This window comes from Providencia sp. SP181, from assembly GCF_050446505.1.
Classification (GTDB): Bacteria; Pseudomonadota; Gammaproteobacteria; order Enterobacterales; family Enterobacteriaceae; genus Providencia; species Providencia vermicola.
Genome location: NZ_JBBPXM010000007.1, coordinates 14,855 through 38,067, shown reverse-complemented (window position 1 = coordinate 38,067; position 23,213 = coordinate 14,855). Strand labels below are relative to the sequence as shown.

Here is a 23,213-nt window from a genome sequence, read left to right as displayed (position 1 = left end):
TTCGACGGCTTCACAACAGTGAAGCCAAGTGAAGTGCTGTTAGATAAACAGCAGAGATAACCAGTACAACCCACCAGATAAAACAATCGAGACAGGTAAAGTCAGTAACCACGCTAACGCAATACTTTTGATTGTTTTAGTTTGTACACCGCCGCCATCAACAACCATGGTTCCCGCAACAGCGGAAGATAAAACTTGGGTTGTTGAAACAGGCATACCCGTATAACTCGCCACACCAATTGACACTGCCGCAGTCACCTGCGCAGAAACACCTTGTGCGTAGGTCATGCCTTTCTTACCAATCTTCTCACCAATCGTGACTGCAACACGCTGCCAACCAAACATGGTGCCTAAAGACAGGGCTAAAGCAACCGCAATGATGATCCACAGAGGTGCATACTCAACAGTATACAGCAGGTCATTACTGAGTTTTTTCAGTAAACTTGCATCTTTCGAGCTCGTCTCTGGTAATTTCGCTACCGCATTCGCTGTATCAGAGATACACATCAATAAACGGCGCGCATGGTTACGCTGGTCAGGTGTTAGCTCTTCGTAGCTCTGAATGCCGTTTAGCATCGTCTGAGCTTGATTTAAAATTGCACCTGTACGTGAACTATCGCAATGGAATTCGCCACCAGGCTCATTACTACTTTCAGCAACTGCAGGGGCATTTTCTATCGCGTGGTTTAACGCAGGTTTATGTGTTTCATAGTATTGTTGCAGGTGGACTACAGCATCATGAGTTCTCGCGATATCATAACCGTTCGAGTTCATATTCATGACGAAACCAGCTGGCGCAACACCAATCAGCACAAGCATGATAAGACCGATACCTTTCTGCCCATCGTTCGCACCGTGCGAGAAACTGACGCCAACCGCGGATAAAATCAGCGCGGTACGGGTCCAGAATGGCGGCTTACGCTTACCATCCTTTTTCTCACGTTCTGCAGGTGTTAAGTGAATACGGCGACGTTTCTTTGTTCCGCTCCAATAACGGCGTAAAAAGAAAATCATCAAACCGGCAATCACGAAACCAATCGCTGGAGAAAGAATTAACGACATGAAAATACTGATCATTTTCGGTATATTCAGAGCGTCAACCACTGATGAGTCTGTCACTATCGCATTGGTTAAACCTACCCCGATAATGGCACCAATCAGTGTGTGGGAACTGGATGCAGGGATACCGAGGTACCACGTTCCAAGGTTCCAAATAATTGCAGCCAGTAGCAATGAGAAAACCATTGCAAGGCCGTGAGCAGAGCTCACATTAAGCAAGAGGTCTGTTGGTAAGAGGTGGACAATCGCGTAGGCAACGCTCAACCCTCCCAGCAAGACACCAAAAAAGTTAAAAACCCCTGCCATGACAACTGCGAACTGTGCCCGCATTGCTCTGGTATAAATAACCGTTGCTACCGCGTTAGCGGTGTCATGGAAGCCATTTATAGCCTCATAGACCAGCACAAATAACAGTGCTAGAACTAATAATAGACCTGTATGAAATTCTAAACCTGTAAAAAGATGTAGCATAGACGTTAAGCCATTATATGTTGGACATGAACGCGGCGCATTATCAGTGACAAACGCTGGCGGTGGAAGCAAAATCTAACCTTTTTTTGATTTAACTACCCATCAAAAAAGTACCTCATAGCAATTACCCCATAAATATCAATGCATTAGCCAAAACAAACTTATTCTGAATTTTTGAAACTTTTTTAACGATTTTTCCCGAAAATAAAAGTTATTTGCTCTTTTTGCGCGAATTTTTCTAATTATAATACGTCTTACACACTTTTCATCCGATCTCGCTCGAACCTTTACATTACAACCACCGCAAGATGACGTAAAATACCCATACTCATAATTTAATTGTGCTAAAAATCAAATAGCTATAGAGAAAGCCATTGTGAAAAATATCGACGTTATTATTTTAGGTGCAGGTGCCGCGGGTCTATTTTGTGCCTCACTCGCAGGTAAACGCGGACTCAACATACTTGTCCTTGATAACGGCAAAAAATTAGGCAGAAAAATATTGATGTCCGGAGGCGGACGCTGCAATTTCACGAATATGTACGCTGAGCACAGCAACTATCTTTCCACGAACCCACATTTTTGTAAGTCAGCACTTGCTCGCTATACACAATGGGATTTTATCGGGTTAGTTGCCAAATATAATATTCCTTATCATGAAAAAACCTTAGGGCAGCTTTTTTGCGACAATAGTGCGCAAGATATTGTCGATATGCTGCAAAATGAGTGTAATTTACCGAATATTTCGATCAAACTTCGCAGTGAAGTCACCGAGGTCGAAAAAACGCCAGAGGGCTTTCTCGTCACCGTGAATGGAAGCCAAGTAAGTGCTCGCTCACTAGTTGTAGCAACGGGTGGGTTATCGATGCCAGGTCTTGGTGCCACACCATTCGGCTACCGCTTAGCAGAACAATTTGGCCACTCGATTATTCCAACCCGTGCAGGCCTTGTCCCATTTACACTGCACAAGCCCCTTTTAGAAGCGCTGCAAGTGCTATCAGGGATCTCTGTCGCGGCAACTGTGACAGCGGCTGACGGAACGCTATTTAAAGAAAATATCCTCTTTACTCATCGCGGCCTCTCTGGCCCTGCTATCTTGCAGATTTCTAACTATTGGAACCCTGGAGAGTATGTAAGTATTAACTTACTTCCGACCCTTTCGCTCAGCGATTTTTTAATGGAAGAAAAACAAGAGCACCCGAATCAATCTTTAAAAAACACCCTCGCAAAATTATTACCTAAGCGGTTAATCGAAATCATGCAAGCGCAAGGGCAAATCCCTGAATGCGCCCTAAAGCAATTGAACCACCCACAAGTTGAAGCGCTGCATAACACACTACATGCATGGCAAGTTCAACCTAATGGGACTGAGGGCTACCGTACAGCTGAAGTCACTCTAGGTGGTGTTGATACCCATGAAATATCATCAAAAACAATGGGTTCACTAAAAACAGAAGGGTTGTATTTTATCGGTGAAGTTGTGGATGTGACAGGTTGGTTAGGCGGTTATAACTTCCAATGGGCATGGAGCTCTGCGGCAGCTTGCGCAGAAAGCCTGCCAGTTAACCATAAATAATTTAAGGTTAATAGTTATCCGCAATGTTTTGTTGTTAACATCTTTTTAGGAAAAATCCCTTAATCCATTGAAAAATAATGGTTAATATTTAACTTCATAGAAATCATATAATTGCAGTATTAATTATAAGATATATTATTTTGGTTAAAAATAATGCTTTACAAACGATAGTGATAAGCATTATCATTATCATCACTTCCTCGATATGGTTACTTAGTCACCTATTGTTGGGAGTACGACATTGCTCACATTGCTTCCAGTGTTTACTTTAGCCAGCCTTGTGCTGGCTATTTTTTTATCTGCATCAATTGGTTAATTGACTAAAACTCCCCCCGTCCCTTTCTCCATCCATTTTCTTAACTTATCTCAAATACACTTATTCAAATTTTTTGGATCCTATGGTTAATGGCGGCTACTTTTCTCTCTTAGCGAAACGGTTAAACTGTTTGCAATTGATTTAGAGAGAAGTTCAACCACGGTTGGGTATCCAACTAGGAGATAACACAATGATCTATTTACGCAAAGCAAATGAACGTGGTCATGCTAACCATGGTTGGCTTGATAGCTGGCACACTTTCTCATTCTCTAGCTATTATGATGAAAAATTTATGGGTTTTTCAGCTCTGAGAGTGATTAACGAAGACTTTATTGCCGCAGGCCAAGGCTTTGGTACTCATCCCCATAAAGACATGGAGATTTTGACCTATGTGCTTAATGGTGCCGTCGAGCACAAAGATAGCATGGGCAATATGGAGCAAATTCCAGCGGGTGAATTCCAAATCATGAGTGCAGGTACGGGCATTCGCCACTCAGAATACAACCCAAACAGTGATAAAGAGCTGCATCTTTACCAAATTTGGATCATTCCTGAGAAAACAGGTATTGAGCCACGTTATGAACAAAAACGCTTTAATTCACTTGATGGTAAACAGTTGGTTCTGTCACCAGACGCCCGTGACGGTTCACTGAAAGTGTATCAAGACATGGAATTATGGCGCTGGGCATTGCCTGCAAACGACGTACAAACCCACGAGATCGGCGAAAAACGAGTGGTGTGGATCCAAGTCGTCAAAGGCACCGTTGAAATTAACGGCCAAAAAGCCTCTACCAGTGATGGTTTAGCGATTTGGGAAGAAGCTCGCTTAGCCATCAAGGCAGATGAAGACAGCGAAATTCTGTTATTCGACCTGCCTTCTGCTGAGTAATCACTAACAAAAAAGGCGCTACAACGTAGCGCCTTTCTCTATAACACAAAACGCATTCGCAAATTACAGTTTTGGACCTGCTTTTACTAAAGCAGCACCTGCTGGCGTGTCTGTGTATTTATCGAAGTTATTCACGAAACGGTTCGCTAAATCCTTCGCCTTCTCATCCCACTGCGCTTTATCTGCATAAGTATTACGTGGGTCGAGGATATTGGTATCCACGCCTGGTAATGCTGTAGGGACTTCTAAATCGAAGACTGGCAGCTTAATGGTATCGGCTTTTTCGATGTCGCCACTTAAAATTGCATCAATGATGGCACGGGTATCTTTAATCGAGATACGTTTACCTGTTCCGTTCCAACCTGTGTTCACTAAGTATGCTTTTGCACCCGCAGCTTCCATACGTTTAACTAATACTTCCGCGTATTGTGTTGGGTGCAGTGATAAAAATGCTGCGCCGAAACACGCAGAGAACGTAGGAGTTGGTTCAGTAACACCGCGTTCTGTACCTGCTAATTTCGCAGTAAAACCAGACAGGAAGTGATACTGTGTTTGCTCTGGGGTTAAACGAGAAACAGGTGGTAACACACCAAACGCATCTGCCGTCAGAAAGATAACTTTTGTTGCATGACCTGCTTTAGAAACAGGTTTTACAATGTTTTCAATGTGGTAAATCGGGTAAGAAACACGCGTGTTTTCCGTTTTAGAACCATCATTGAAATCAACGGTACCATCTGCCAATACCATCACGTTTTCAAGTAGTGCATCACGCTTGATTGCGCCGTAGATATCTGGCTCAGCTTCTTTAGACAGGTTGATAGTTTTTGCGTAGCAACCGCCTTCAAAGTTGAATACGCCGTCATCATCCCAACCGTGCTCATCATCACCAATTAACTTACGTTTTGGATCGGTAGACAGCGTAGTTTTACCAGTACCCGATAAACCGAAGAAAATCGCAACATCGCCTTTTTCGCCTACGTTCGCTGAACAGTGCATTGATGCGATGCCTTTTAATGGCAGCAGGTAGTTCATCATTGAGAACATCCCTTTTTTCATTTCGCCGCCGTACCAAGAGCCACCAATTAACTGCATACGCTCAGTTAAGTTGAACGCCACAAAGTTTTCTGAATTCAAACCTTGTGCTTTCCAGTTCGGGTTCGTACATTTTGCACCGTTCATCACGATAAAATCAGGCTCAAAGCCAACTAACTCTTCATCTGATGGGCGGATGAACATGTTTTTAACGAAGTGCGCCTGCCATGCCACTTCCGTAATAAAACGGACTTTCAGACGTGTATCTGCGTTCGCGCCACAGAATGCATCAATGATAAACAAACGTTTGCCAGACAATTGCTCTGTTACAATGTGTTTTAAATCACTCCACACTTCTTGTGACATTGGCTTATTGTCGTTCTTACCTTTACCTTGGTCTGCCCACCATACAGTATCGCGAGTGACATCATCACGAACGATATATTTATCTTTTGGTGAACGACCCGTAAAGATACCTGTATCTACTGCAACCGCACCTAATGTGGTGACCGTGCCGCGTTCATAACCTTCAAGTCCTGGCTTAGTTTCTTCCGTGAATAATAGCTCGTAACTTGGGTTATAAACCACTTCAGCTACATCATGAATACCGTACTTTTCAAGTTCCTTCAGGGTAATGCTTTTAGCGCTCATTATATTGCTCCTGGTAAACATAACTAATCTGCAGATGATCATAATTCTTTACGACTAATTAACAGCGATAGTTATCAAAGAATTGAAAATGTATAATTTTTTTTAATTCATAATGAGACTTAGAGCACGTAATAATGCTTTAAAATTATAAAAAAAAGGTGCAGAATTGCACCCTTGTCACATAATTAGGTTGCTAAATCGTATCAGTGAAGTTGCTGATTTCGCTCATCATTTAACCCTTCAATATCGGATTCAATAAATACGTAGTGTGAGCCACAAAATTCACATTCCATATCAATTTTTCCATCTTTGTGCAAAATATCGATAACATCTTCCTTTGGCAAAGTTGCTAATGTGCTTTCACAACGTTCCCTTGAGCAGGTGCAACGAAACTCCACAGATTGCGGGTCATATAAAGTGACATCTTCTTCATGATAAAGGCGATGTAAAACCTCTTTGACGCCCAGAGTGCTCAGCTCTTGGCCTTTAATAGTTGCCGTCAGTTGTACGAGGTGATCAAAGAAATCGTGGCTGGTGTCATCAGCGGCAGGTAAAACTTGCAGCAACATCCCACCCGCACTCATTTTGCCATCCACTTCACCCACACGAATAAATAAACGCGTTGGCAGCTGCTCTGATTGGCGGAAGTACGCATCAATACTTTCTTCGATGGAGTTGCCTTCAATCGCTACAATCCCTTGGTAACGTTCACCTTGATTAGGCGTTATCGTGATCACCATAAAGCCATCGCCAATCATTTGGTTCAGTGTGCTACCCGCAACAACGGGGCCATCAACACGCGCAACACCTCGCATTTGTTGTAGGTTATTACCGTTAATAACAGCCATTTTAACTGGGCCATCACCTTGAATTTGAACGGTAATATCACCATCAAATTTCAGTGTTGCTGTTAATAAACTGGTAGCGACAAGCAGTTCGCCCAATAAGCCTTTTACTGCAACAGGGTAGTCATGATTTTCTAAAATCTGCTCGTAGGTCTCATCGACACTAATCATTTCTCCACGAACGGAATGCTGTTCAAACAGAAAACGGTGGAGTTGGTCTTGTTTTGACATAATTTCTCTCTATTGCTCGGGCAGTTGCTCAGGCCATCATTCAGATGACTCATGAGAATTCGTTTGTTTAAATTTTAGCAGAGTTCGTCGCTCTTTTTTATCTGGGCGGCGCTCTGGATGGGGCATGGTTAACGCATTCATTTTGCGCGCTAACGCTATTTTTTCACGATGTTCAATACTTTCGGCGGTTTCACGGTAAAGTAATTGTGCTTCGGGCGCACCTCTACGCTGGCTACTGATTTCAAGGATCTCAATCGTTCTCTCATCATTCCCCTGCCTCAGCTTCACTAAAGCATGGAGTTCAACGATTTTTCCAGGCTTAGTTCTTTGTCCATTATAATGAACTTTGCCCCCATCAATCATTTCACGCGCCATGGAACGTGTTTTATAAAAACGCGCAGCCCAAAGCCACTTATCGAGGCGAACAGGTTCTATAGACGATTGATTCATGGTGCCTCCTCACTATCAGTCTGAATCAAACTCAATGAGGCTCCCACCATTTCGGGATAATGCTAATGACGATTGGAAGGGTTATTAGCCTCAAAGCATTTATCGTAATATTGCGTGATATTACGTAATCGCTTCTTATTATTCAAAATACGGAACACAATTAGTGAGCCGTTTAGTAATACACAAAAGATAAGAAACAAGATAAAAAACGCACTACAAACATATTGAGAGACGATATCTTCATTCGGCTCTTCATGTAACACGATATGCAAAGTGCCATTAGCATCTGTCGATAATTTAGTCACAATGCCTTCCACACTAAAGGGAGTATTGCTTAACAAATTCGATAAACGGTGGAGCTCTTTCCAACGTTCCAACTGTGATAATTCATTAAAATTAAAAGATGGCCCTATCATTAAATCCACCAGAGGCTTGTTTTCATCACTCACAAACAATACGCCACCTGGGGAAGGACTATTAATTTTACGCACTTCTTTGTCTATTTCTTTTCTGATAAAGTCATATGTGGTGTCTTCAACGATGTTTTCCAAGGCCTCGGCACTTCCTGCTCGTAATAAAACATGCGCACCACTTAATTTCCCCGATGACGCCTTACTCACTAAGGTCGGCCAATCATCTGTACTACCAAGGTTTGTCAGCGCATTTTTGAGTTTTAGGCAAGCGTTCTCATCATGACACAACTTGTTCGTTTCTATAATAATGGCTGAAAAATCAAAGATAATGTTCATCCCTGATTTCATAATATCGCGCTGTAACCTTGGGTTCACGCCAATAGAATTTTTATCAGGATGTAATTGATTTCTAACTATATTGAGCAAAGATATCGATAGATCAGCAATCTCAGACTGCGGCTCTGTCGACACATTGATGTTATTCCAATAGATGCCAGAGCAATCAAATGGGACAAAATTCGCCTGGTTAGTGTCATCTAAATTCGGTGGACGATAGCACATCCCCTGCCCCTGTGCTGTTAGGGTATCCCCCACATTGAGCTTATGAGAAACAAGCTCCGTCACTTCCGTTACATTAATTTTTTGTGTTCCGCCAAACCAAGCAAAACCCAACTTAATGGGTAGACTCATAGATTGGTATGAAAACACCAACACAATCACCAATAACGCACCAATAAACATCAGGACATTTTTTTTGTAACGCTTGTAAGGGTAATAACGTTCTTCTTCATGTAAAGAGAGGTACTGCCCATGACGAACAACCTCCCCCGTAGGGTAAAAATCAATATTAACGGGTTTATCTGATTCGTATTTTAAATACTCCTCCCAATGCAGAGGGTAATGTAAATCTGTCCCGCTAACGGAAGCACTCGTGGAATATTTTTTATCTAATTCACCATACAATTCCCAACGCTTCGGCTGCCCATAAATACATTGAATATCTTGGTACTTACGAGGGAACATTTTTGAACGAAAGAGCACTAATGTACCAATAATAAAAATCAGTACTGCACTCGCTAACCCCCATCCTTGCAAAATCCGAATCGAAATTAACGTGAGATAACCCAATACAAAACTTAAACAAATCAACCCTGCGCCTAACCACCCCGTGGAGTTGTGTAGACGATGTTCCTCCGCTGTTTCTTGGCGGACACGTAATAATTCTACATTATGTTGTCCACGCTCTCGAATAGCCGCTTCAGGTAAGGTCGTAGTCGATGCTGAGTTACCGAGCCATTCATTACTAAAATCTCGAAGTGAATGGCTATTCATTGAAATAATCAATGGCAGATGATCTGTCTCCACAATCTCCATCACATTTTGTCGCTGTAGATATGGCTCCAACTGTGATGGAAGCTGCACTTCAATCGTATCGATAAAATAACGCCAGCTATTCCCTTGCTCCTGGCGTAAATTAAAACGCGTCACCGAATGACAAACTGTACCAATTGTCGAATTTCGCTTAATTTGCCAAGGACTTTGTGAAGAGGAATTCGAAGCTGTAGCGCAATAATTTAAATACTGAGTGATTGTTTGGTAATCTGAATCAATCATTTTGCGAAAGGAAGGTGAGGCTACCGAAGGTATCTGATAGATGCCAGAATGCCGCCCCCGCCTGAAATACAGGAAGGAAGCCATTATAGTTAGGCTAATAACAATTATAGCCGTTATAATGACATGGTTTAACATTGTTTCCCCAACAGAAAATGAATAAGAAAAGCATAGCAATCCTACTGCCTTCTCAAAATAAGCCGATTCCTATTCTATTTATACTTTTTTCTTTAACTTACAATACGTTGTAAAAAAATCTTTATTTATTTATCTGTGCTACATTTGTGCACGAAGCAAGTTAACAATATTTTATCTACTCGATCATCTCTATCATTTTTTTTTGATATAGGTCATAGTGACATAATGATGCCAACATACTGGCAACACAGAGTAAATTTACCACATAAATAAATGAAACATGCTTTTAGCAAGAGGTTCCACCCATCTTGTTTGGAAATCGTTATGACAGAGCTAAAAAAACCAAAAATCTTGAATATTCAAGATGTTGCTCAATCAAAATTATTCAGTATCCAGTCAGTTGATCTCGAATTTAGCAACGGTGAAAAACGAGTCTATGAAAGAATGCGCCCAGCAAAACGCGAAGCCGTTCTTATTATTCCTATTATTGATGACCACTTAATTCTGATACGCGAATATGCCGTTGGGATTGAAAACTACGAACTCGGTTTCCCTAAAGGGGCTATTGACCCAGGCGAAATTGCGCTAGAAGCAGCACAGCGCGAGCTCAAAGAAGAAGTTGGCTATGGCGCAAACAGCATCATTCAGCTCGCTAAACTGACTATGTCACCATCTTATTTTTCCAGTAAAATGAACATATTAGTAGCACAAGACCTTTATAGCGAAAAGCTTGAAGGCGATGAGCCTGAACCACTGCAACAAGTTAAGTGGCCAATTGCGCGTATGATGGAACTACTGGAACACCCAGACTTCAACGAAGCGAGAAATATTAGCGCACTTTTCTACTTAGAACGTTACTTAAAAAGTAGTAAGTAATACTACTTGTTTTTTGTATTTTATATAAGTCACGTTTTTTTTCTACGCCTATTCTTAGCGTTATCAGCTATTTTACACTCATTTAGTGTTTTTGAGCATAAAAAAACACCCCATGTTTTAATAACAATGGGGTGCTTATCACGATATTACTAAACGTATTTTCTTAGAACAACTCTTGGCTCAAACCGCCTTCTGTTGAAATGGTTGTTCCCACTTCTTGTACAGAATACTCTTTAGGCTCAGTCCCTTCGATAAAATATTCACGGCGTGAAGAGCCTAATTTGCCCGTACGACTGTCAATTGACACAGAGATAACCCCTTTCGGCGGTTTCATCATTTTTACTGGAACACCTGTCAGGATGGATTTCATAAAATCATCCCACATTGGCTGAGCACTTTTCGCACCTGCTTCACCTCGGCCGAGTGTCCGTCTATTATCATCAAACCCGATCCACGCTGATGCCACAACATCCGGACCATAACCCGAGAACCAAGCATCTTTTGAACTATTAGTCGTCCCTGTTTTACCACCAATATCTCGGCGTCCACCTAAATCTCTTGCTGCGCGCCAGCCCGTTCCAGACCAGCCTGGTTCACCATAAATATTCGTCATCATCGCATCTCGAATTAAGAACGCAAGCGGCGTACTAATCACATGAGGCGCGTATTGAGGCTCTGAACTCACATTTTCGTCACCCGAGGTTGCCACTTCCATTGTTGGCTCTTGATTCACAACATTATGGCCTGATTGAGTGACTTCTTCTGTAGATTCATCATCAATCCCTTTTATTTCGATGGTACGTTCTGTGTCACCGTAAATGACTGGAATATTAGTACAATCAGGACATGCTAGCTTAGGATTCGCTTCAAAAATCACTTCATCATTGTGATTTTCAATTTTCAAAATATAGTACGGATCAACAAGATACCCGCCATTGACCATAACCGCATAACCACGCACCATTTGCATTGGTGTAAATGATGGCGCACCCAAGGCTAACGCCTCTGTGCGGTTAATATTTTCACGCGGAAAACCAAAACGCATCAAATAATCAGCTGCGTAATCGACCCCCATGGCGCGCATTGCACGAACCATTACCACGTTTTTTGACTGCCCTAACCCTTGACGTAAACGGATTGGACCATCATAGCGTGGAGGCGAGTTCTTCGGCCGCCAGTCAGAGCCAGCCCCCGCATCCCAACGACTAATAGGCACGTCATTCAGCAAAGAAGATAGTGTAAGGCCTTTATCCATTGCCGCAGTATACAAAAAGGGTTTTATATTCGAGCCCACTTGGCGCAGTGATTGTGTCACGCGGTTAAATTCACTCATATTGAAATCAAAACCGCCGACTAATGCGATAATCGCACCATCATTAGGGTTAAGTGCAACAAAAGCAGCGTTTACATCAGGAACTTGCCCCAGCCACCAATTATCTTTCACTTTACGAACCCAAATTTGCTCACCCACTTGAACAACCGCATTCACCGCTCTTGGGGATGCGCCTTGTTGTGTATCAGAAATAAATTTACGCGCCCAGCGTACACCGGTCATCGTAATATCAATTTTTGAGCCATCTGCTAACATAACATTCGCTTCAGAACCCGTTGCGGATAGCACGACCCCAGGCATAAGCGGCCCGTAAACAGGGGATTTCTTCAGCTTTTCAATAATTTTTTCAGCTGCCCATGCCATTTCAGTGGGCTTCCACAGCACTTCTGCTGGGCCACGGTAACCATGGCGAGTATCGTAATCGATCAAGTTATTGCGAACAGCATCAGTTGCAGCTTCCTGATCTTTGCGGATCACCGTGGTATACACTTTGTAACCGTCGGTATACGCATCTTCACCGTATTTATCATACAGCGTTTGGCGAGCCATTTCGGCAAGATAAGGTGCAGAAAAATCAATCTTTGGCGCATGATAAGACGCCACAATTTTTTCGTTTCTCGCTTGCTCATACTGGTCTCTCGTAATGTACTTTTCTTCCAACATACGAGAAAGCACGACATTACGACGATTGACGGCACGATCATAAGAATATAATGGGTTAAATGTTGAGGGTGCTTTTGGTAGCCCTGCAATCATGGCCATTTCGCTCAATGTGAGCTCATCCACTGTTTTCCCGAAATAAACGTAAGCCGCAGCCCCAACGCCATAAGCACGGTTACCCAAATAAATTTTATTTAGGTACAACTCCATAATCTCATCTTTCGAAAAAAGCTGTTCGATGCGAATCGCTAAGAATGCTTCTTTGGCTTTACGCATTAAGGTTTTTTCGGGGCTTAAATAGAAGTTTCTCGCCAGCTGCTGAGTAATGGTACTCGCACCTTGTGACGCATGACCAGATGACGCCATCACTGATACCGCACGGAAAATACCAATCGGGTCAATACCGTGATGTTCATAAAAACGGCTATCTTCTGTCGCGATAAACGCTTTCACCATTAATGGTGGAATTTCCGCTAATGGGAGTGGAATCCGACGTTTTTCACCGTATTGGGCAATCAACTCGTTATCAGCGCTGTATACCTGCATTGGAATTTGCAGACGAATGTCTTTCATCGTTGCAACATCAGGTAGCTCACCTTCGACATATTTATACATGCCATAAATCGAGGCGGTTCCCAAAAAAATGCAACAGAAAACAAGAATAAAAAAATATTTTACGAACTTCACCGGAAAATTCCCATGCTCGGCTAACAAGAGGGTTTAGATATCACTAACGCATAGTATAAAGCTTATACAGCACAATAGAAAACGTAATTTAACCGTTAATGATAAGGAAATTAACTATGTACACATCAAAATGGAACATTGGGATCGATATCTATCAAAATAAAATTCAATTAGTTGCCACAAAACAACGCCGTAAATACTGGTCTTTATGTGAATGTTGGCAACAGCAACTCCCTTTCGAAATAACTGAGAGTTCAGATCCAGAACAACACCAAATTCTACTGAAAGTTTTAACGCAGTGGCGTCAGAAATTACCGAAAAACTGTACCGTTTCTATCGCCTTGCCCGCTGTTCGTACGTTAAAACAGCAACTGTCATTGCCGAACCAAGTCCATCTGCAACAGCCTGAACTAAGCTGGTATCTGCAATCTCAAGCTAAAAAATGCTTTCCAATGAATGTTCATGAGCTCGCCATTGACTATCGCGTGATCAATCAACACGTTTACCTTAATGGGGCTCGAAAAGCTGATATCACCTTTTGGCAAAACTTATTAACACAAAGTGGATTTAATTTACTGGCAATTGATGTCGCCCCTGTCGCATTACGTTATGTTGCTCGCCATTGCCAGTTACCTGATGATGCATGGTTAGTTCATTATAGGCAAGGTGAATGGTTATGGTCAGGGCCCATTAGCCTACCTACAAATTATAATCATGTTCTAGATAATGAAATCACCTCCCTTTCACAGCTTTTACCTCATCTGAACGCAGAAAGTCACGCCTCAACTTTGCCTGTTTACCTCATTACCGATCATCCAAATATAGACCAACCACTCGATATCACAAATCCACAAACCGACCATGACTGCCATGCTCAATGGCAATCATACAGATGGGAATTACGACAAGCCTTTCAACACCATAATCTAAAACTGCCACGCCAATTAGGGGACTTTGTGATCGCAGCTGGGCTGGCGCTACGCCATGGGGATATTTAAGACATGAAAAACACAAATCTATACCAAGTCAATTTTTTACCTTGGCGGCAACAAAAAATAATGAAAAAAAAACGTGAGTTTATTCTTTTCACTAGCGCACTGTGCTGCTCCACACTTACTGCTTGTTGTTTTTTATATATATTTCAACAAATTAACATTAATAACAAACAAGTTTCACTATATAGCACACAAGAAAAAAGCCAGCAAATCCAGCAATTAAGCCTGAAGATAGCGCATCAACAGGCTCAATTAAACCAGCTAATGGAAAAACAAAACAAATATAAAGTCATCGAACAAAACAACCGTGCACTACTGGTTTTACTGCGTAGCTTACCAACGATAACGCCGTCAAAAAGCTGGCTGACCTCTTTTCAGCTAATTAATGATCAACTTAATATCAAAGCTAATAGCTATGACTTTCAAAATATGGCTCTTTTTAGCCAACAACTGGAAAACCAAAAAAATTTAAGTGAAATTCAATTAAAACAACTCAGCCGAAATCAGCAATTAAATAGTCTGCACATTTCAGCAAAACATCAAGGAGAGGCAAATGAATGAAACATTCCATGCCTTTTGGTATCGCTCTTTTTGGCGACAAACCTTACCCGTTGTTGTCTTTATTGGGTTGTTTCTATTTGCGGGCTATTTTATTTATTGGGAAAAGTCTTCAATACAACTTATTGAATTAGAAAATGAAATAACTCATTTATCTGACTACATTCAAAAGGAAGAACAACGAATTCAACAACTGCCTGCACTCTATCAGTTGGCACAACAAATTGAAAATATTGAAAAACACACTGTGTTTGATAACCGCCCTCTAGCACTATTTTCGCATTTTAATGCACTCATGAGTCAGTCCGCCGTTACACTCAATAAGCTTCAACCTATAAATAACAACGAAGGTTATTTTATGGAAATACAAGGCAGCTTCACCGATATCTATCATTTTATTCAAAAGCTGATTTCCTCGCCCTCTCCCCATAAATGGCACTACTCAGAGGTCACCCTTAACCCGAAAAAAAATTTATTGGTTGCTTCAATGACACTGTCATCAATAATTCATTTAACCACTATCAAGGATGAAAATGGCCATGAATAACACCTTAATCCCCGCTGTAAGGCTAATAACTGTTTTTTTGATATTCATGTTTAGCTCTGCTGTTGCAGAGCAAATTCGCGACCCTTTTGTCCCACTATTGCCAATTGAGGAAAATATTTCCCCTCAAGCCACCAAACATTCTTTACCTTTAGAGACCAATAACGAGGTTTGGATTGAGAAAATTTTCAAATTAGTCTCAATAAAAGCGCAAGAGGTTCACCAATTACTAAAACAGCCCGAGATAGCTTTATTGTCAAAAAACGCAACCATTCATCACGAAGCGACAACAAATAGCGTGATCATCAAAGATAGCCAAGAACGCCTCACACTCATTGAAGAATGGATAAAACAAAAAGATTTACCTCAACAACAAGTTCAGATCACCGCGCATATTATTAGCAGTAGTAAAACGGCACTACAGGAGTTAGGCCTTGAATGGGGATTACTTGCAGGCAATACAACACACAGCCGGCTTAATCGCTATAATCGCTACCACTTTGCACCTGGGCAATTTTCATTTAACGTCTTAAAACTAAGCGAAGGTTTACTTGAAATGAAGCTCAATGCGTTAGAAAAAGAAAATTTATTATCTATTATTGCCAGCCCACGTCTCATGGCTTCACACCAAAAAGCCGCTAGCATCCAGCAAGGCACCGAAATCCCTTATGTCACCAGTAGTGAAAAGAAGACCCATGTACAATTTAAGGATGCTGTCTTAGGTATGGATGTAACACCCACGATTATCCGTGATGAAAAAGTAGAGTTGAACCTAAAAATTAGCCATAACTCGCCAGATACCGCGCTCACTAGCAGTCAAAATCACCATTTAGCGATAAACAAACAAGAAATCGCCACCTCAGTCACCATTAAAAATAATGAAACCCTAATATTGGGTGGAATTTTTCAGCAAAAACAAGAAACAACACAAACGGGTCTGCCCTTCCTTTCTCATGTCCCTCTTTTAGGAGCATTGTTTACAAATAGCGCAGAACATATCGACAGACGGGTTCTTGTCGTTTTTATTACACCAAAACTTATCAATATTTAGTATGAGTAAAATAACATCTATACTTCAATTAGTTGAATAGACAATAAGTCAAAGTGCACAAAAAAAAACTTTTTTTATGCCATAAACCTACCGGATAAATTTGACGCTGACGTCGTTTTAGCATACAAGGTTATCCATTGAATGTTCTAACTATCCTTAGATTAAAGAACAAGCTGTCAGTCGCTTATAAAACAGCCACAATAATTTTGCTCTACAATTAACAGAAATTATATGCACCTAATGGTATTCTAAATCTGTTAAAGACCATGCTAAACAATGCATTAGGCAATAACGACGGCTCAAATATAGAAACCTGTAATTGAAAATGTGGCACTTTGTTCGCTTAGTGCCACATTTATATAGTTGCAATCCTAGTTGATGTGTTGAGATAATTTTCCTATCTGATCTCACATCATCACTAATGAGGTTTCAGTTTAGGTCCCGCTGCTAATTTTTTATTGGCGGGGCGGGTTCATTAACGAATAATCGTAGTAATACCAAAAAACATGGCAGAGAAACGCAATATCTTTCTGGTTGGACCGATGGGCGCTGGCAAAAGCACTATTGGCCGTCAGTTGGCACAACAGCTTAATATGGAGTTTTTCGACTCTGATCACGAGATAGAAAAACGCACCGGCGCGGATGTCGGCTGGGTATTCGACCTTGAAGGCGAAGAAGGCTTTCGTGATCGCGAAGAAAAAATCATCAATGAACTCACAGAGAAACAAGGCATTGTATTAGCGACAGGTGGCGGTTCTGTTAAGTCTAAAGAAACCCGTAACCGTTTATCCGCTCGCGGTGTCGTTGTCTATCTCGAAACCACAATTGAGAAGCAACTTTCTCGTACACAACGTGATAAAAAACGACCACTGCTACAGGTTGATGAACCTGCGCGTGAAGTACTCGAGAAATTGGCTGACGAACGCAACCCTATGTATGAAGAAATCGCAGATATTACTATTCATACGGATGAACAAAGCGCCAAAGTCGTTGCTAGCCAAATCATCGAAATGTTAGAAAAAAACTAATTTATCATCGTGTTATTTTGTCAGTAATGAATTCAAGGTAGAACAAGATGGAAAAGGTCACCGTTACGCTGGACGAACGCAGTTATCCAATCAATATTGCCCCTGGGTTATATAACCAAACAGGTGCATTTTGGCCATTAGCTGCAGGTCAACGAGCAATGATAGTGACAAACGAAACACTGGCACCCATTTATCTTGAGAAGATAAAACGTGTTCTAGAGGCTTCTGGTGTCAAAGTGGATTCCATCACCCTACCCGATGGCGAACAGTATAAATCATTGTTTATTATGAATGATGTATTTACTGCATTACTGGAAAAACACCATAACCGCGATACTACCCTCATCGCTCTTGGTGGGGGCGTTATCGGTGATTTGACAGGTTTCGCTGCTGCAAGCTATCAACGTGGTGTTCGCTTTATTCAGGTTCCAACGACATTGCTATCTCAAGTAGATTCTTCTGTCGGCGGTAAAACCGCAGTCAATCATCCATTAGGGAAAAATATGATTGGGGCATTTTACCAGCCTGCCTCTGTTGTCATCGACCTCGATTGCTTAAAAACACTCCCACCAAGAGAGCTAGCTTCTGGCCTCGCTGAAGTCATTAAATATGGCATCATCCTTGATGGTGAATTTTTCACTTGGTTGGAAAACAATATTGATTCACTGGTTGCTCTGGATAACCAAGCAATGGCTTACTGTATCCGCCGTTGCTGTGAACTCAAAGCACAAGTTGTGGCTGCCGATGAAAAAGAAACCAGTGGCCTTAGAGCATTACTTAACCTAGGCCATACCTTCGGCCATGCTATCGAAGCACATATGGGGTACGGTGTCTGGTTACATGGTGAAGCCGTCGCTGCGGGAATGGTCATGGCGGCTAAAACCGCTGAATTGATTGGCCAATTAACGCCAGCACAAACACAACGCGTTATTACACTGTTAGAACGCGCCTCACTCCCAGTCAAAGGCCCTTCACAAATGAAGCCGGATGATTACCTACCGCATATGATGCGTGATAAAAAAGTGATGGGGGGAAAATTACACTTAATCCTACCAACCACTATCGGGCACTCAGAAATGCGTTCAGATCTTGATTCGCAAACGGTAATTGCCGCAATAACATCCTGTTCACCATAAAATTATGACAAAATGGCCTTGTGCATCGCCAAAAACAAAGAAAATGCCTAATTTATACTGGTGTTTTAAAATGTTACTGGTAGATGCAGTTCAAAGTCGTTAAATTATACAGTATGCCTACGCCTCTACACGAACTTCAAAAAAGCATACAAAAAATACCATTCGGGTTAGTATGGTATCGTGAAAGAATCTATGCTTTAAAAGTGAGCAATAAAGCTCTATTTGGTCGTTATAGGTTGTACTGATAAGAGACATTTTATCTCTACTATGGGCAAATTTTATTCGGGAGAGGAAAATGGACGAATTTAAACCAGATAACCAGCCACAAGGTCAAAATGACCTTAGGCCAGATACATCAGATAGGCCAACAGGGCGTTCTCGTCAATCGACGGCTGTAAAACCAAAAATTGCCTTATCACGCCAGCACATCATGATTGGTGTCGGTGTACTTGTTTTATTACTACTGATTATTGCCATCAGTTCTGCATTAAAAGCCCCGACAGAACACGAACGTCAGCAAACAACCAGTAATAATAGTGGGCAAAACATTGATTTATCGGGTTCTTCCTCGTTGACTAATTCTCAAGGTCAAACCCAACAAGGACAAGCCCAAGAAATTACGGGTTCACAAATCACACCAACCCCAACCCAAGGTGAGCGCCAAACGCAGCCAAATGGTTTAGGTGAGCGAATCGAAATTCCAGGTGATGTTGTTGACGCCTTAAACCAAGGCCAGGTCTCTACACCAGACACAACGCAGCCACAGAATGTGACACCACTGAACCCACCTGTTATGAAGCCTGTTGAGCAACAGCCAACGGTAAAACCAGTGGCACCAGAAAGAACACCGCCTAAAACGGTAGAGCCGAAACAACCCGCTCAACCGAAGCAACCTACAAAAGCCGCTGCAACGACCAATAATCAAAGCAGTAATGTTATGTCTGCACCTGCTGGAAGCTATACGCTTCAATTAAGTAGCGCCAGCCGTTCAGACACATTGGAAGCTTTTGCAAAAGAAAACAAACTTGCCAACTACAAAGTTTATAAAACTATTCGTAATGGGCAAACTTGGTATGTTCTTATTCACGGTAACTATAATTCAGTCACTGACGCAAAAAATGCAATAGGGACATTACCTGCTGCTGTTCAAGCGAAAAAACCGTGGGTGAGAAATATGAAACAAGTCAAACAGGATCAAAAATAACAACGTTTTCCCCCGGGCGCATTATGTTGTCCTGACAGAGTAGAAATGCAGTTACTCTAAACGATTGTAATAATAAGACGGCATGAAAAAAAAACGCGCTTTTTTAAAATGGGCTGGGGGTAAATACCCCCTAGTGGAAGAAATTAAAAAACACCTTCCACTAGGCGATTGCTTAATTGAGCCTTTTGTTGGTGCAGGGTCAGTGTTTTTGAATACCAGTTATAATTCATACATACTGGCAGACATCAACAGTGACCTCATCAATCTCTATAATACAGTTAAACACCGAACTGACTTTTTTATTGAAGAAGCCCAGCGCATCTTCACACCTGAATTTAATACCTCAGAACAGTATTATTTGATGCGCGAAGCGTTTAATAACTCCGATGATACGGAAAAGCGCAGCGTGCTTTTTTTATACTTAAATCGCCACTGTTATAATGGTTTGTGCCGTTATAATTCAAAGGGTGAATTTAACGTGCCTTTTGGCCGCTATAAAAAACCCTACTTCCCCAAAGAAGAACTTTTGTGGTTTGCCGAAAAAGCGCAACAAGCCACCTTTATCACCCAGCACTATGGTGAAACCTTGTTAAATGCAAGGGAGGGCTCCGTCATATATTGCGATCCCCCTTATGCACCACTGTCTGAGACCGCTAATTTTACGGCTTACCACACCAATTCATTTAGTGCGCTAGAACAACAAAATTTGGCGATTTTGGCACATAAACTATCAACAGAAAGCAAAATCCCTGTGTTGATATCAAATCATGATACCCCCTCAACCAGAGAGTGGTATCATCAAGCTCAATTGCATATTGTTAAAGTACGTCGCACCATTAGTAGAAATATATTAAACCGTAGTAAAGTCAATGAATTACTGGCTTTATATACGAATGAACTTAATAGCCTTTCTCCTAGAAAAACGAATAAGAAAAAAACGCAACAACCTGTACCTAGCGCTGAATGGCTCTCAGATAACGACTAATACTCGGAGACAATAATGAAAAACTTCCTCATTGCCCCATCTATTTTATCTGCTGACTTTGCCCGTTTAGGCGAAGATACCGCCAAGGTTCTCGCGGCAGGTGCAGATATCGTGCATTTTGATGTTATGGATAACCATTATGTTCCTAATCTGACTTTTGGTGCGCCGATTTGTAAGGCATTGCGTGATTACGGTATTACCGCACCAATTGATGTGCATTTGATGGTAAAACCTGTCGACAGAATCATTCCTGATTTCGCAAAAGCAGGAGCAACACACATTAGCTTTCACCCTGAAGCCAGCGATCACGTTGACCGTTCATTGCAATTAATCAGAGAAAGCGGCTGTACAGCGGGCCTGGTATTTAATCCAGCAACCCCTCTGAGCTACCTTGATTATGTAATGGACAAAGTAGACATGATTTTACTGATGTCGGTTAACCCGGGCTTTGGTGGCCAATCCTTTATCCCACAAACCCTCAATAAATTGCGCCAAGTCCGTAAATTAATTGATGAAAGTGGTTATGATATTCGTTTGGAAGTCGATGGCGGAGTGAAAGTGAATAATATCGCAGAGATTGCCGCAGCGGGTGCCGACACGTTTGTCGCAGGCTCGGCTATTTTCGATCAACCAGATTACAAAACCGTTATCGATGCAATGCGTGTTGAATTACAAAAGGTATCTCAATGACTCAAGTTGTATTAGAGAATATCAAAGCCGTTGCTTTCGATTTAGATGGAACCCTTGTTGACAGTGCAGGTGGCTTAGCAGAAGCCATCGACAACATGCTAAACGATTTTGGTTTCCCCCCTGCGGGCAAAGAACGCGTCTCAGTTTGGGTTGGTAATGGTGTCGATGTCTTAGTTGAACGGGCGCTCACTTGGGCTAATGCCACCATCACCCCTGATTTGCAAAAACAAGCTCGCCAAAGCTTTGATAAATATTATGCCGTGTCTGTCACAACAGGCAGCGAGTTGTTTCCTGAAGTCAGAGAAACGCTCGAACAGTTGGCAAAACATGGGCTACCAATGGGAATTGTGACAAACAAAGCAACTCCCTTCATTGCCCCACTGCTAAAAAAACTGAATATCGACCACTATTTCTCCCTTGTGCTAGGCAGCGATGATGTTAAAGCCTTAAAACCGCACCCTGCTCCCCTTTATTTAACAATGGGGATTTTCGGTTTACGCAAAGAAGAATTGCTTTTTGTCGGTGATTCCCGTAATGATATTATCGCAGCGCGAAACGCTGAATGCCCGTGTGTCGGTCTGACCTACGGTTATAACTATGGTGAATCTATTGCATTGACTGAACCTGACTGCGTGTTAACCCATTTTTCAGGCCTATTACCTGCAATCGGTTTATCTGAAATAAAATAAGCAAGGACATAATTTAAAATGAGCACTCCCACTGAAAAACTAAAGCAATCCCAGAAACCTATCGTATTCAGCGGCGCACAGCCTTCCGGTGAATTAACCATCGGTAACTACATGGGTGCATTACGTCAGTGGGTACAGATGCAAGATGATTTTGACTGCATTTACTGTATCGTTGACCAACACGCAATCACCGTTCGCCAAGACCCAGTCGAACTGCGTAAAAGAACCCTCGATACCCTTGCGCTCTATTTAGCCTGTGGCATTGACCCGAAAAAAAGTACTATTTTCGTGCAGTCCCATGTGCCACAACACGCACAGCTCAGCTGGGCACTGAATTGCTACACTTATTTCGGCGAATTAAGCCGTATGACGCAGTTCAAAGACAAATCAGCGCGCCATGCCGAAAACATCAACGCAGGTTTATTTGATTACCCCGTCTTGATGGCGGCGGACATTTTGATTTACCAAACTAATCAAGTACCTGTTGGTATCGACCAGAAACAGCACCTCGAACTGAGCCGCGATATCGCACAGCGTTTCAATGCCATTTATGGTGATATTTTCACAGTTCCAGATCCGTTCATCCCAACAGGTGGCGGTGCACGTGTCATGGCACTGCAAGATCCCACCAAGAAAATGTCCAAGTCTGATGACAACCGCAATAACGTCATTGCACTACTTGAAGACCCAAAATCGGTTGTGAAGAAAATCAAACGTGCCATGACAGACTCTGAAGAGCCGCCTCGCATTCGTTATGATTTAGAAAACAAACCTGGTGTTTCCAACTTGCTGGATATCATGGCTGGTGTGACAGGTAAGAAAATTGCAGAATTAGAGGCAGAATTTGAAGGTCAAATGTACGGTCATCTTAAAGGTGCCGTTGCAGAAGCGGTATCTGAGATGCTGACAGGCTTACAGGCGCGTTACCATGAGTTCCGTGATAACGAAGCATTGCTGAACCAAATTATGGATGAAGGTGCCACCAAAGCCGCTGCTCGTGCACAGGAAACCTTGGACAAAGTGTACGAAGCGATTGGCTTTGTAAAACGTCCTCAGCTGTAGTATTCACCGTTTAAATCGGGATCAATGGGGGAA

General features: G+C 42.0%; 20 protein-coding genes. 14 read left to right on the top strand and 6 right to left on the bottom strand.

What is annotated here, in order from left to right; genetic code table 11:
• Window positions 1-39: 39 nt before the first annotated feature.
• On the bottom strand, window positions 40-1,530 hold the full coding sequence (pitA, locus tag AABS66_RS13120) for an inorganic phosphate transporter PitA (RefSeq protein WP_206085233.1): 1,491 nt from the start codon (window positions 1,528-1,530) through the stop codon (window positions 40-42).
• Between the two features lie 376 nt (window positions 1,531-1,906).
• Between pitA and AABS66_RS13115 the strand changes: the two genes are divergently transcribed.
• Both AABS66_RS13115 and AABS66_RS13110 read left to right on the top strand, forming a co-directional pair.
• The gene (locus tag AABS66_RS13115) at window positions 1,907-3,106 is read left to right on the top strand and encodes an NAD(P)/FAD-dependent oxidoreductase (RefSeq protein ID WP_272574367.1); all 1,200 of its coding nucleotides are present in this window, start codon (window positions 1,907-1,909) and stop codon (window positions 3,104-3,106) included.
• Window positions 3,107-3,612: 506 nt separating this feature from the next.
• Complete coding sequence (locus tag AABS66_RS13110; protein WP_430225010.1) at window positions 3,613-4,311, top strand: pirin family protein; 699 nt, start codon at window positions 3,613-3,615, stop codon at window positions 4,309-4,311.
• 63 nt (window positions 4,312-4,374) lie between these two features.
• Here the strand turns inward: AABS66_RS13110 and pckA are convergent, their stop codons facing one another.
• The 4 genes from pckA to AABS66_RS13090 all read right to left on the bottom strand — a co-directional run bounded on the left by pckA (window position 4,375) and on the right by AABS66_RS13090 (window position 9,682).
• On the bottom strand, window positions 4,375-5,994 hold the full coding sequence (gene pckA / locus AABS66_RS13105; protein ID WP_206085196.1) for a phosphoenolpyruvate carboxykinase (ATP): 1,620 nt from the start codon (window positions 5,992-5,994) through the stop codon (window positions 4,375-4,377).
• A gap of 203 nt (window positions 5,995-6,197) precedes the next feature.
• Window positions 6,198-7,070 (bottom strand): Hsp33 family molecular chaperone HslO, encoded by an 873-nt coding sequence (gene hslO, locus AABS66_RS13100; RefSeq protein WP_206085197.1) that lies wholly within the window; start codon window positions 7,068-7,070, stop codon window positions 6,198-6,200.
• Window positions 7,071-7,106: 36 nt separating this feature from the next.
• The gene (hslR, locus tag AABS66_RS13095) at window positions 7,107-7,520 is read right to left on the bottom strand and encodes a ribosome-associated heat shock protein Hsp15 (protein ID WP_047756490.1); all 414 of its coding nucleotides are present in this window, start codon (window positions 7,518-7,520) and stop codon (window positions 7,107-7,109) included.
• A gap of 62 nt (window positions 7,521-7,582) precedes the next feature.
• A complete protein-coding gene (locus AABS66_RS13090; RefSeq protein ID WP_430225009.1) occupies window positions 7,583-9,682 on the bottom strand; it encodes an IgaA/UmoB family intracellular growth attenuator in 2,100 nt (699 codons plus the stop codon).
• A gap of 324 nt (window positions 9,683-10,006) precedes the next feature.
• Here AABS66_RS13090 and nudE point away from each other — a divergent pair, with 324 nt between their 5' ends.
• The gene (gene nudE / locus AABS66_RS13085; RefSeq protein WP_206085199.1) at window positions 10,007-10,558 is read left to right on the top strand and encodes an ADP compounds hydrolase NudE; all 552 of its coding nucleotides are present in this window, start codon (window positions 10,007-10,009) and stop codon (window positions 10,556-10,558) included.
• 163 nt (window positions 10,559-10,721) lie between these two features.
• On the opposite strand, the gene mrcA is transcribed toward nudE, so the two are convergent.
• Window positions 10,722-13,238, bottom strand: a complete 2,517-nt coding sequence (gene mrcA, locus AABS66_RS13080; protein WP_206085200.1) for a peptidoglycan glycosyltransferase/peptidoglycan DD-transpeptidase MrcA — start codon at window positions 13,236-13,238, stop codon at window positions 10,722-10,724.
• 116 nt (window positions 13,239-13,354) lie between these two features.
• Between mrcA and pilM the strand changes: the two genes are divergently transcribed.
• The 11 genes from pilM to trpS all read left to right on the top strand — a co-directional run bounded on the left by pilM (window position 13,355) and on the right by trpS (window position 23,180).
• Window positions 13,355-14,236: a pilus assembly protein PilM gene (pilM, locus tag AABS66_RS13075; RefSeq protein ID WP_206085201.1), complete on the top strand. Its 882-nt coding sequence runs from the start codon at window positions 13,355-13,357 to the stop codon at window positions 14,234-14,236.
• 3 nt (window positions 14,237-14,239) lie between these two features.
• Complete coding sequence (locus tag AABS66_RS13070) at window positions 14,240-14,794, top strand: PilN domain-containing protein (protein ID WP_206085202.1); 555 nt, start codon at window positions 14,240-14,242, stop codon at window positions 14,792-14,794.
• On the top strand, window positions 14,787-15,338 hold the full coding sequence (locus AABS66_RS13065) for a hypothetical protein (RefSeq protein ID WP_272538851.1): 552 nt from the start codon (window positions 14,787-14,789) through the stop codon (window positions 15,336-15,338). Before AABS66_RS13070 ends, AABS66_RS13065 begins: the two co-directional genes overlap by 8 nt.
• Complete coding sequence (locus tag AABS66_RS13060; protein ID WP_272538861.1) at window positions 15,331-16,386, top strand: secretin N-terminal domain-containing protein; 1,056 nt, start codon at window positions 15,331-15,333, stop codon at window positions 16,384-16,386. Before AABS66_RS13065 ends, AABS66_RS13060 begins: the two co-directional genes overlap by 8 nt.
• 506 nt (window positions 16,387-16,892) lie before the next feature.
• Window positions 16,893-17,414, top strand: a complete 522-nt coding sequence (gene aroK, locus AABS66_RS13055; protein ID WP_047756505.1) for a shikimate kinase AroK — start codon at window positions 16,893-16,895, stop codon at window positions 17,412-17,414.
• Between the two features lie 47 nt (window positions 17,415-17,461).
• Window positions 17,462-18,550, top strand: a complete 1,089-nt coding sequence (gene aroB, locus AABS66_RS13050; RefSeq protein ID WP_430225008.1) for a 3-dehydroquinate synthase — start codon at window positions 17,462-17,464, stop codon at window positions 18,548-18,550.
• A gap of 295 nt (window positions 18,551-18,845) precedes the next feature.
• A complete protein-coding gene (locus AABS66_RS13045) occupies window positions 18,846-19,754 on the top strand; it encodes an SPOR domain-containing protein (protein WP_349416052.1) in 909 nt (302 codons plus the stop codon).
• An 82-nt stretch (window positions 19,755-19,836) separates the two neighbouring features.
• The gene (dam, locus tag AABS66_RS13040; RefSeq protein ID WP_206085207.1) at window positions 19,837-20,739 is read left to right on the top strand and encodes an adenine-specific DNA-methyltransferase; all 903 of its coding nucleotides are present in this window, start codon (window positions 19,837-19,839) and stop codon (window positions 20,737-20,739) included.
• Between the two features lie 15 nt (window positions 20,740-20,754).
• Window positions 20,755-21,429 (top strand): ribulose-phosphate 3-epimerase, encoded by a 675-nt coding sequence (rpe, locus tag AABS66_RS13035; protein ID WP_206085208.1) that lies wholly within the window; start codon window positions 20,755-20,757, stop codon window positions 21,427-21,429.
• Window positions 21,426-22,118, top strand: a complete 693-nt coding sequence (locus AABS66_RS13030) for a phosphoglycolate phosphatase (protein WP_206085209.1) — start codon at window positions 21,426-21,428, stop codon at window positions 22,116-22,118. The genes rpe and AABS66_RS13030 overlap by 4 nt, the downstream gene beginning before the upstream one ends.
• Before the next feature lie 18 nt (window positions 22,119-22,136).
• The gene (gene trpS / locus AABS66_RS13025) at window positions 22,137-23,180 is read left to right on the top strand and encodes a tryptophan--tRNA ligase (RefSeq protein ID WP_206085210.1); all 1,044 of its coding nucleotides are present in this window, start codon (window positions 22,137-22,139) and stop codon (window positions 23,178-23,180) included.
• Window positions 23,181-23,213: the final 33 nt, after the last annotated feature.

Excerpts from the sequence above, each read along its gene's own strand:
- pitA (WP_206085233.1), bottom strand. The coding sequence starts at position 1,530 with ATGCTACATCTTTTTACAGGTTTAGAATTTCATACAGGTCTATTATTA.
- AABS66_RS13110 (WP_430225010.1), top strand. The coding sequence starts at position 3,613 with ATGATCTATTTACGCAAAGCAAATGAACGTGGTCATGCTAACCATGGT.
- pckA (WP_206085196.1), bottom strand. The coding sequence starts at position 5,994 with ATGAGCGCTAAAAGCATTACCCTGAAGGAACTTGAAAAGTACGGTATT.
- hslO (WP_206085197.1), bottom strand. The coding sequence starts at position 7,070 with ATGTCAAAACAAGACCAACTCCACCGTTTTCTGTTTGAACAGCATTCC.
- hslR (WP_047756490.1), bottom strand. The coding sequence starts at position 7,520 with ATGAATCAATCGTCTATAGAACCTGTTCGCCTCGATAAGTGGCTTTGG.
- AABS66_RS13090 (WP_430225009.1), bottom strand. The coding sequence starts at position 9,682 with ATGTTAAACCATGTCATTATAACGGCTATAATTGTTATTAGCCTAACT.
- nudE (WP_206085199.1), top strand. The coding sequence starts at position 10,007 with ATGACAGAGCTAAAAAAACCAAAAATCTTGAATATTCAAGATGTTGCT.
- pilM (WP_206085201.1), top strand. The coding sequence starts at position 13,355 with ATGTACACATCAAAATGGAACATTGGGATCGATATCTATCAAAATAAA.
- AABS66_RS13070 (WP_206085202.1), top strand. The coding sequence starts at position 14,240 with ATGAAAAACACAAATCTATACCAAGTCAATTTTTTACCTTGGCGGCAA.
- AABS66_RS13065 (WP_272538851.1), top strand. The coding sequence starts at position 14,787 with ATGAATGAAACATTCCATGCCTTTTGGTATCGCTCTTTTTGGCGACAA.
- AABS66_RS13060 (WP_272538861.1), top strand. The coding sequence starts at position 15,331 with ATGAATAACACCTTAATCCCCGCTGTAAGGCTAATAACTGTTTTTTTG.
- aroK (WP_047756505.1), top strand. The coding sequence starts at position 16,893 with ATGGCAGAGAAACGCAATATCTTTCTGGTTGGACCGATGGGCGCTGGC.
- aroB (WP_430225008.1), top strand. The coding sequence starts at position 17,462 with ATGGAAAAGGTCACCGTTACGCTGGACGAACGCAGTTATCCAATCAAT.
- AABS66_RS13045 (WP_349416052.1), top strand. The coding sequence starts at position 18,846 with ATGGACGAATTTAAACCAGATAACCAGCCACAAGGTCAAAATGACCTT.
- dam (WP_206085207.1), top strand. The coding sequence starts at position 19,837 with ATGAAAAAAAAACGCGCTTTTTTAAAATGGGCTGGGGGTAAATACCCC.
- rpe (WP_206085208.1), top strand. The coding sequence starts at position 20,755 with ATGAAAAACTTCCTCATTGCCCCATCTATTTTATCTGCTGACTTTGCC.
- AABS66_RS13030 (WP_206085209.1), top strand. The coding sequence starts at position 21,426 with ATGACTCAAGTTGTATTAGAGAATATCAAAGCCGTTGCTTTCGATTTA.
- trpS (WP_206085210.1), top strand. The coding sequence starts at position 22,137 with ATGAGCACTCCCACTGAAAAACTAAAGCAATCCCAGAAACCTATCGTA.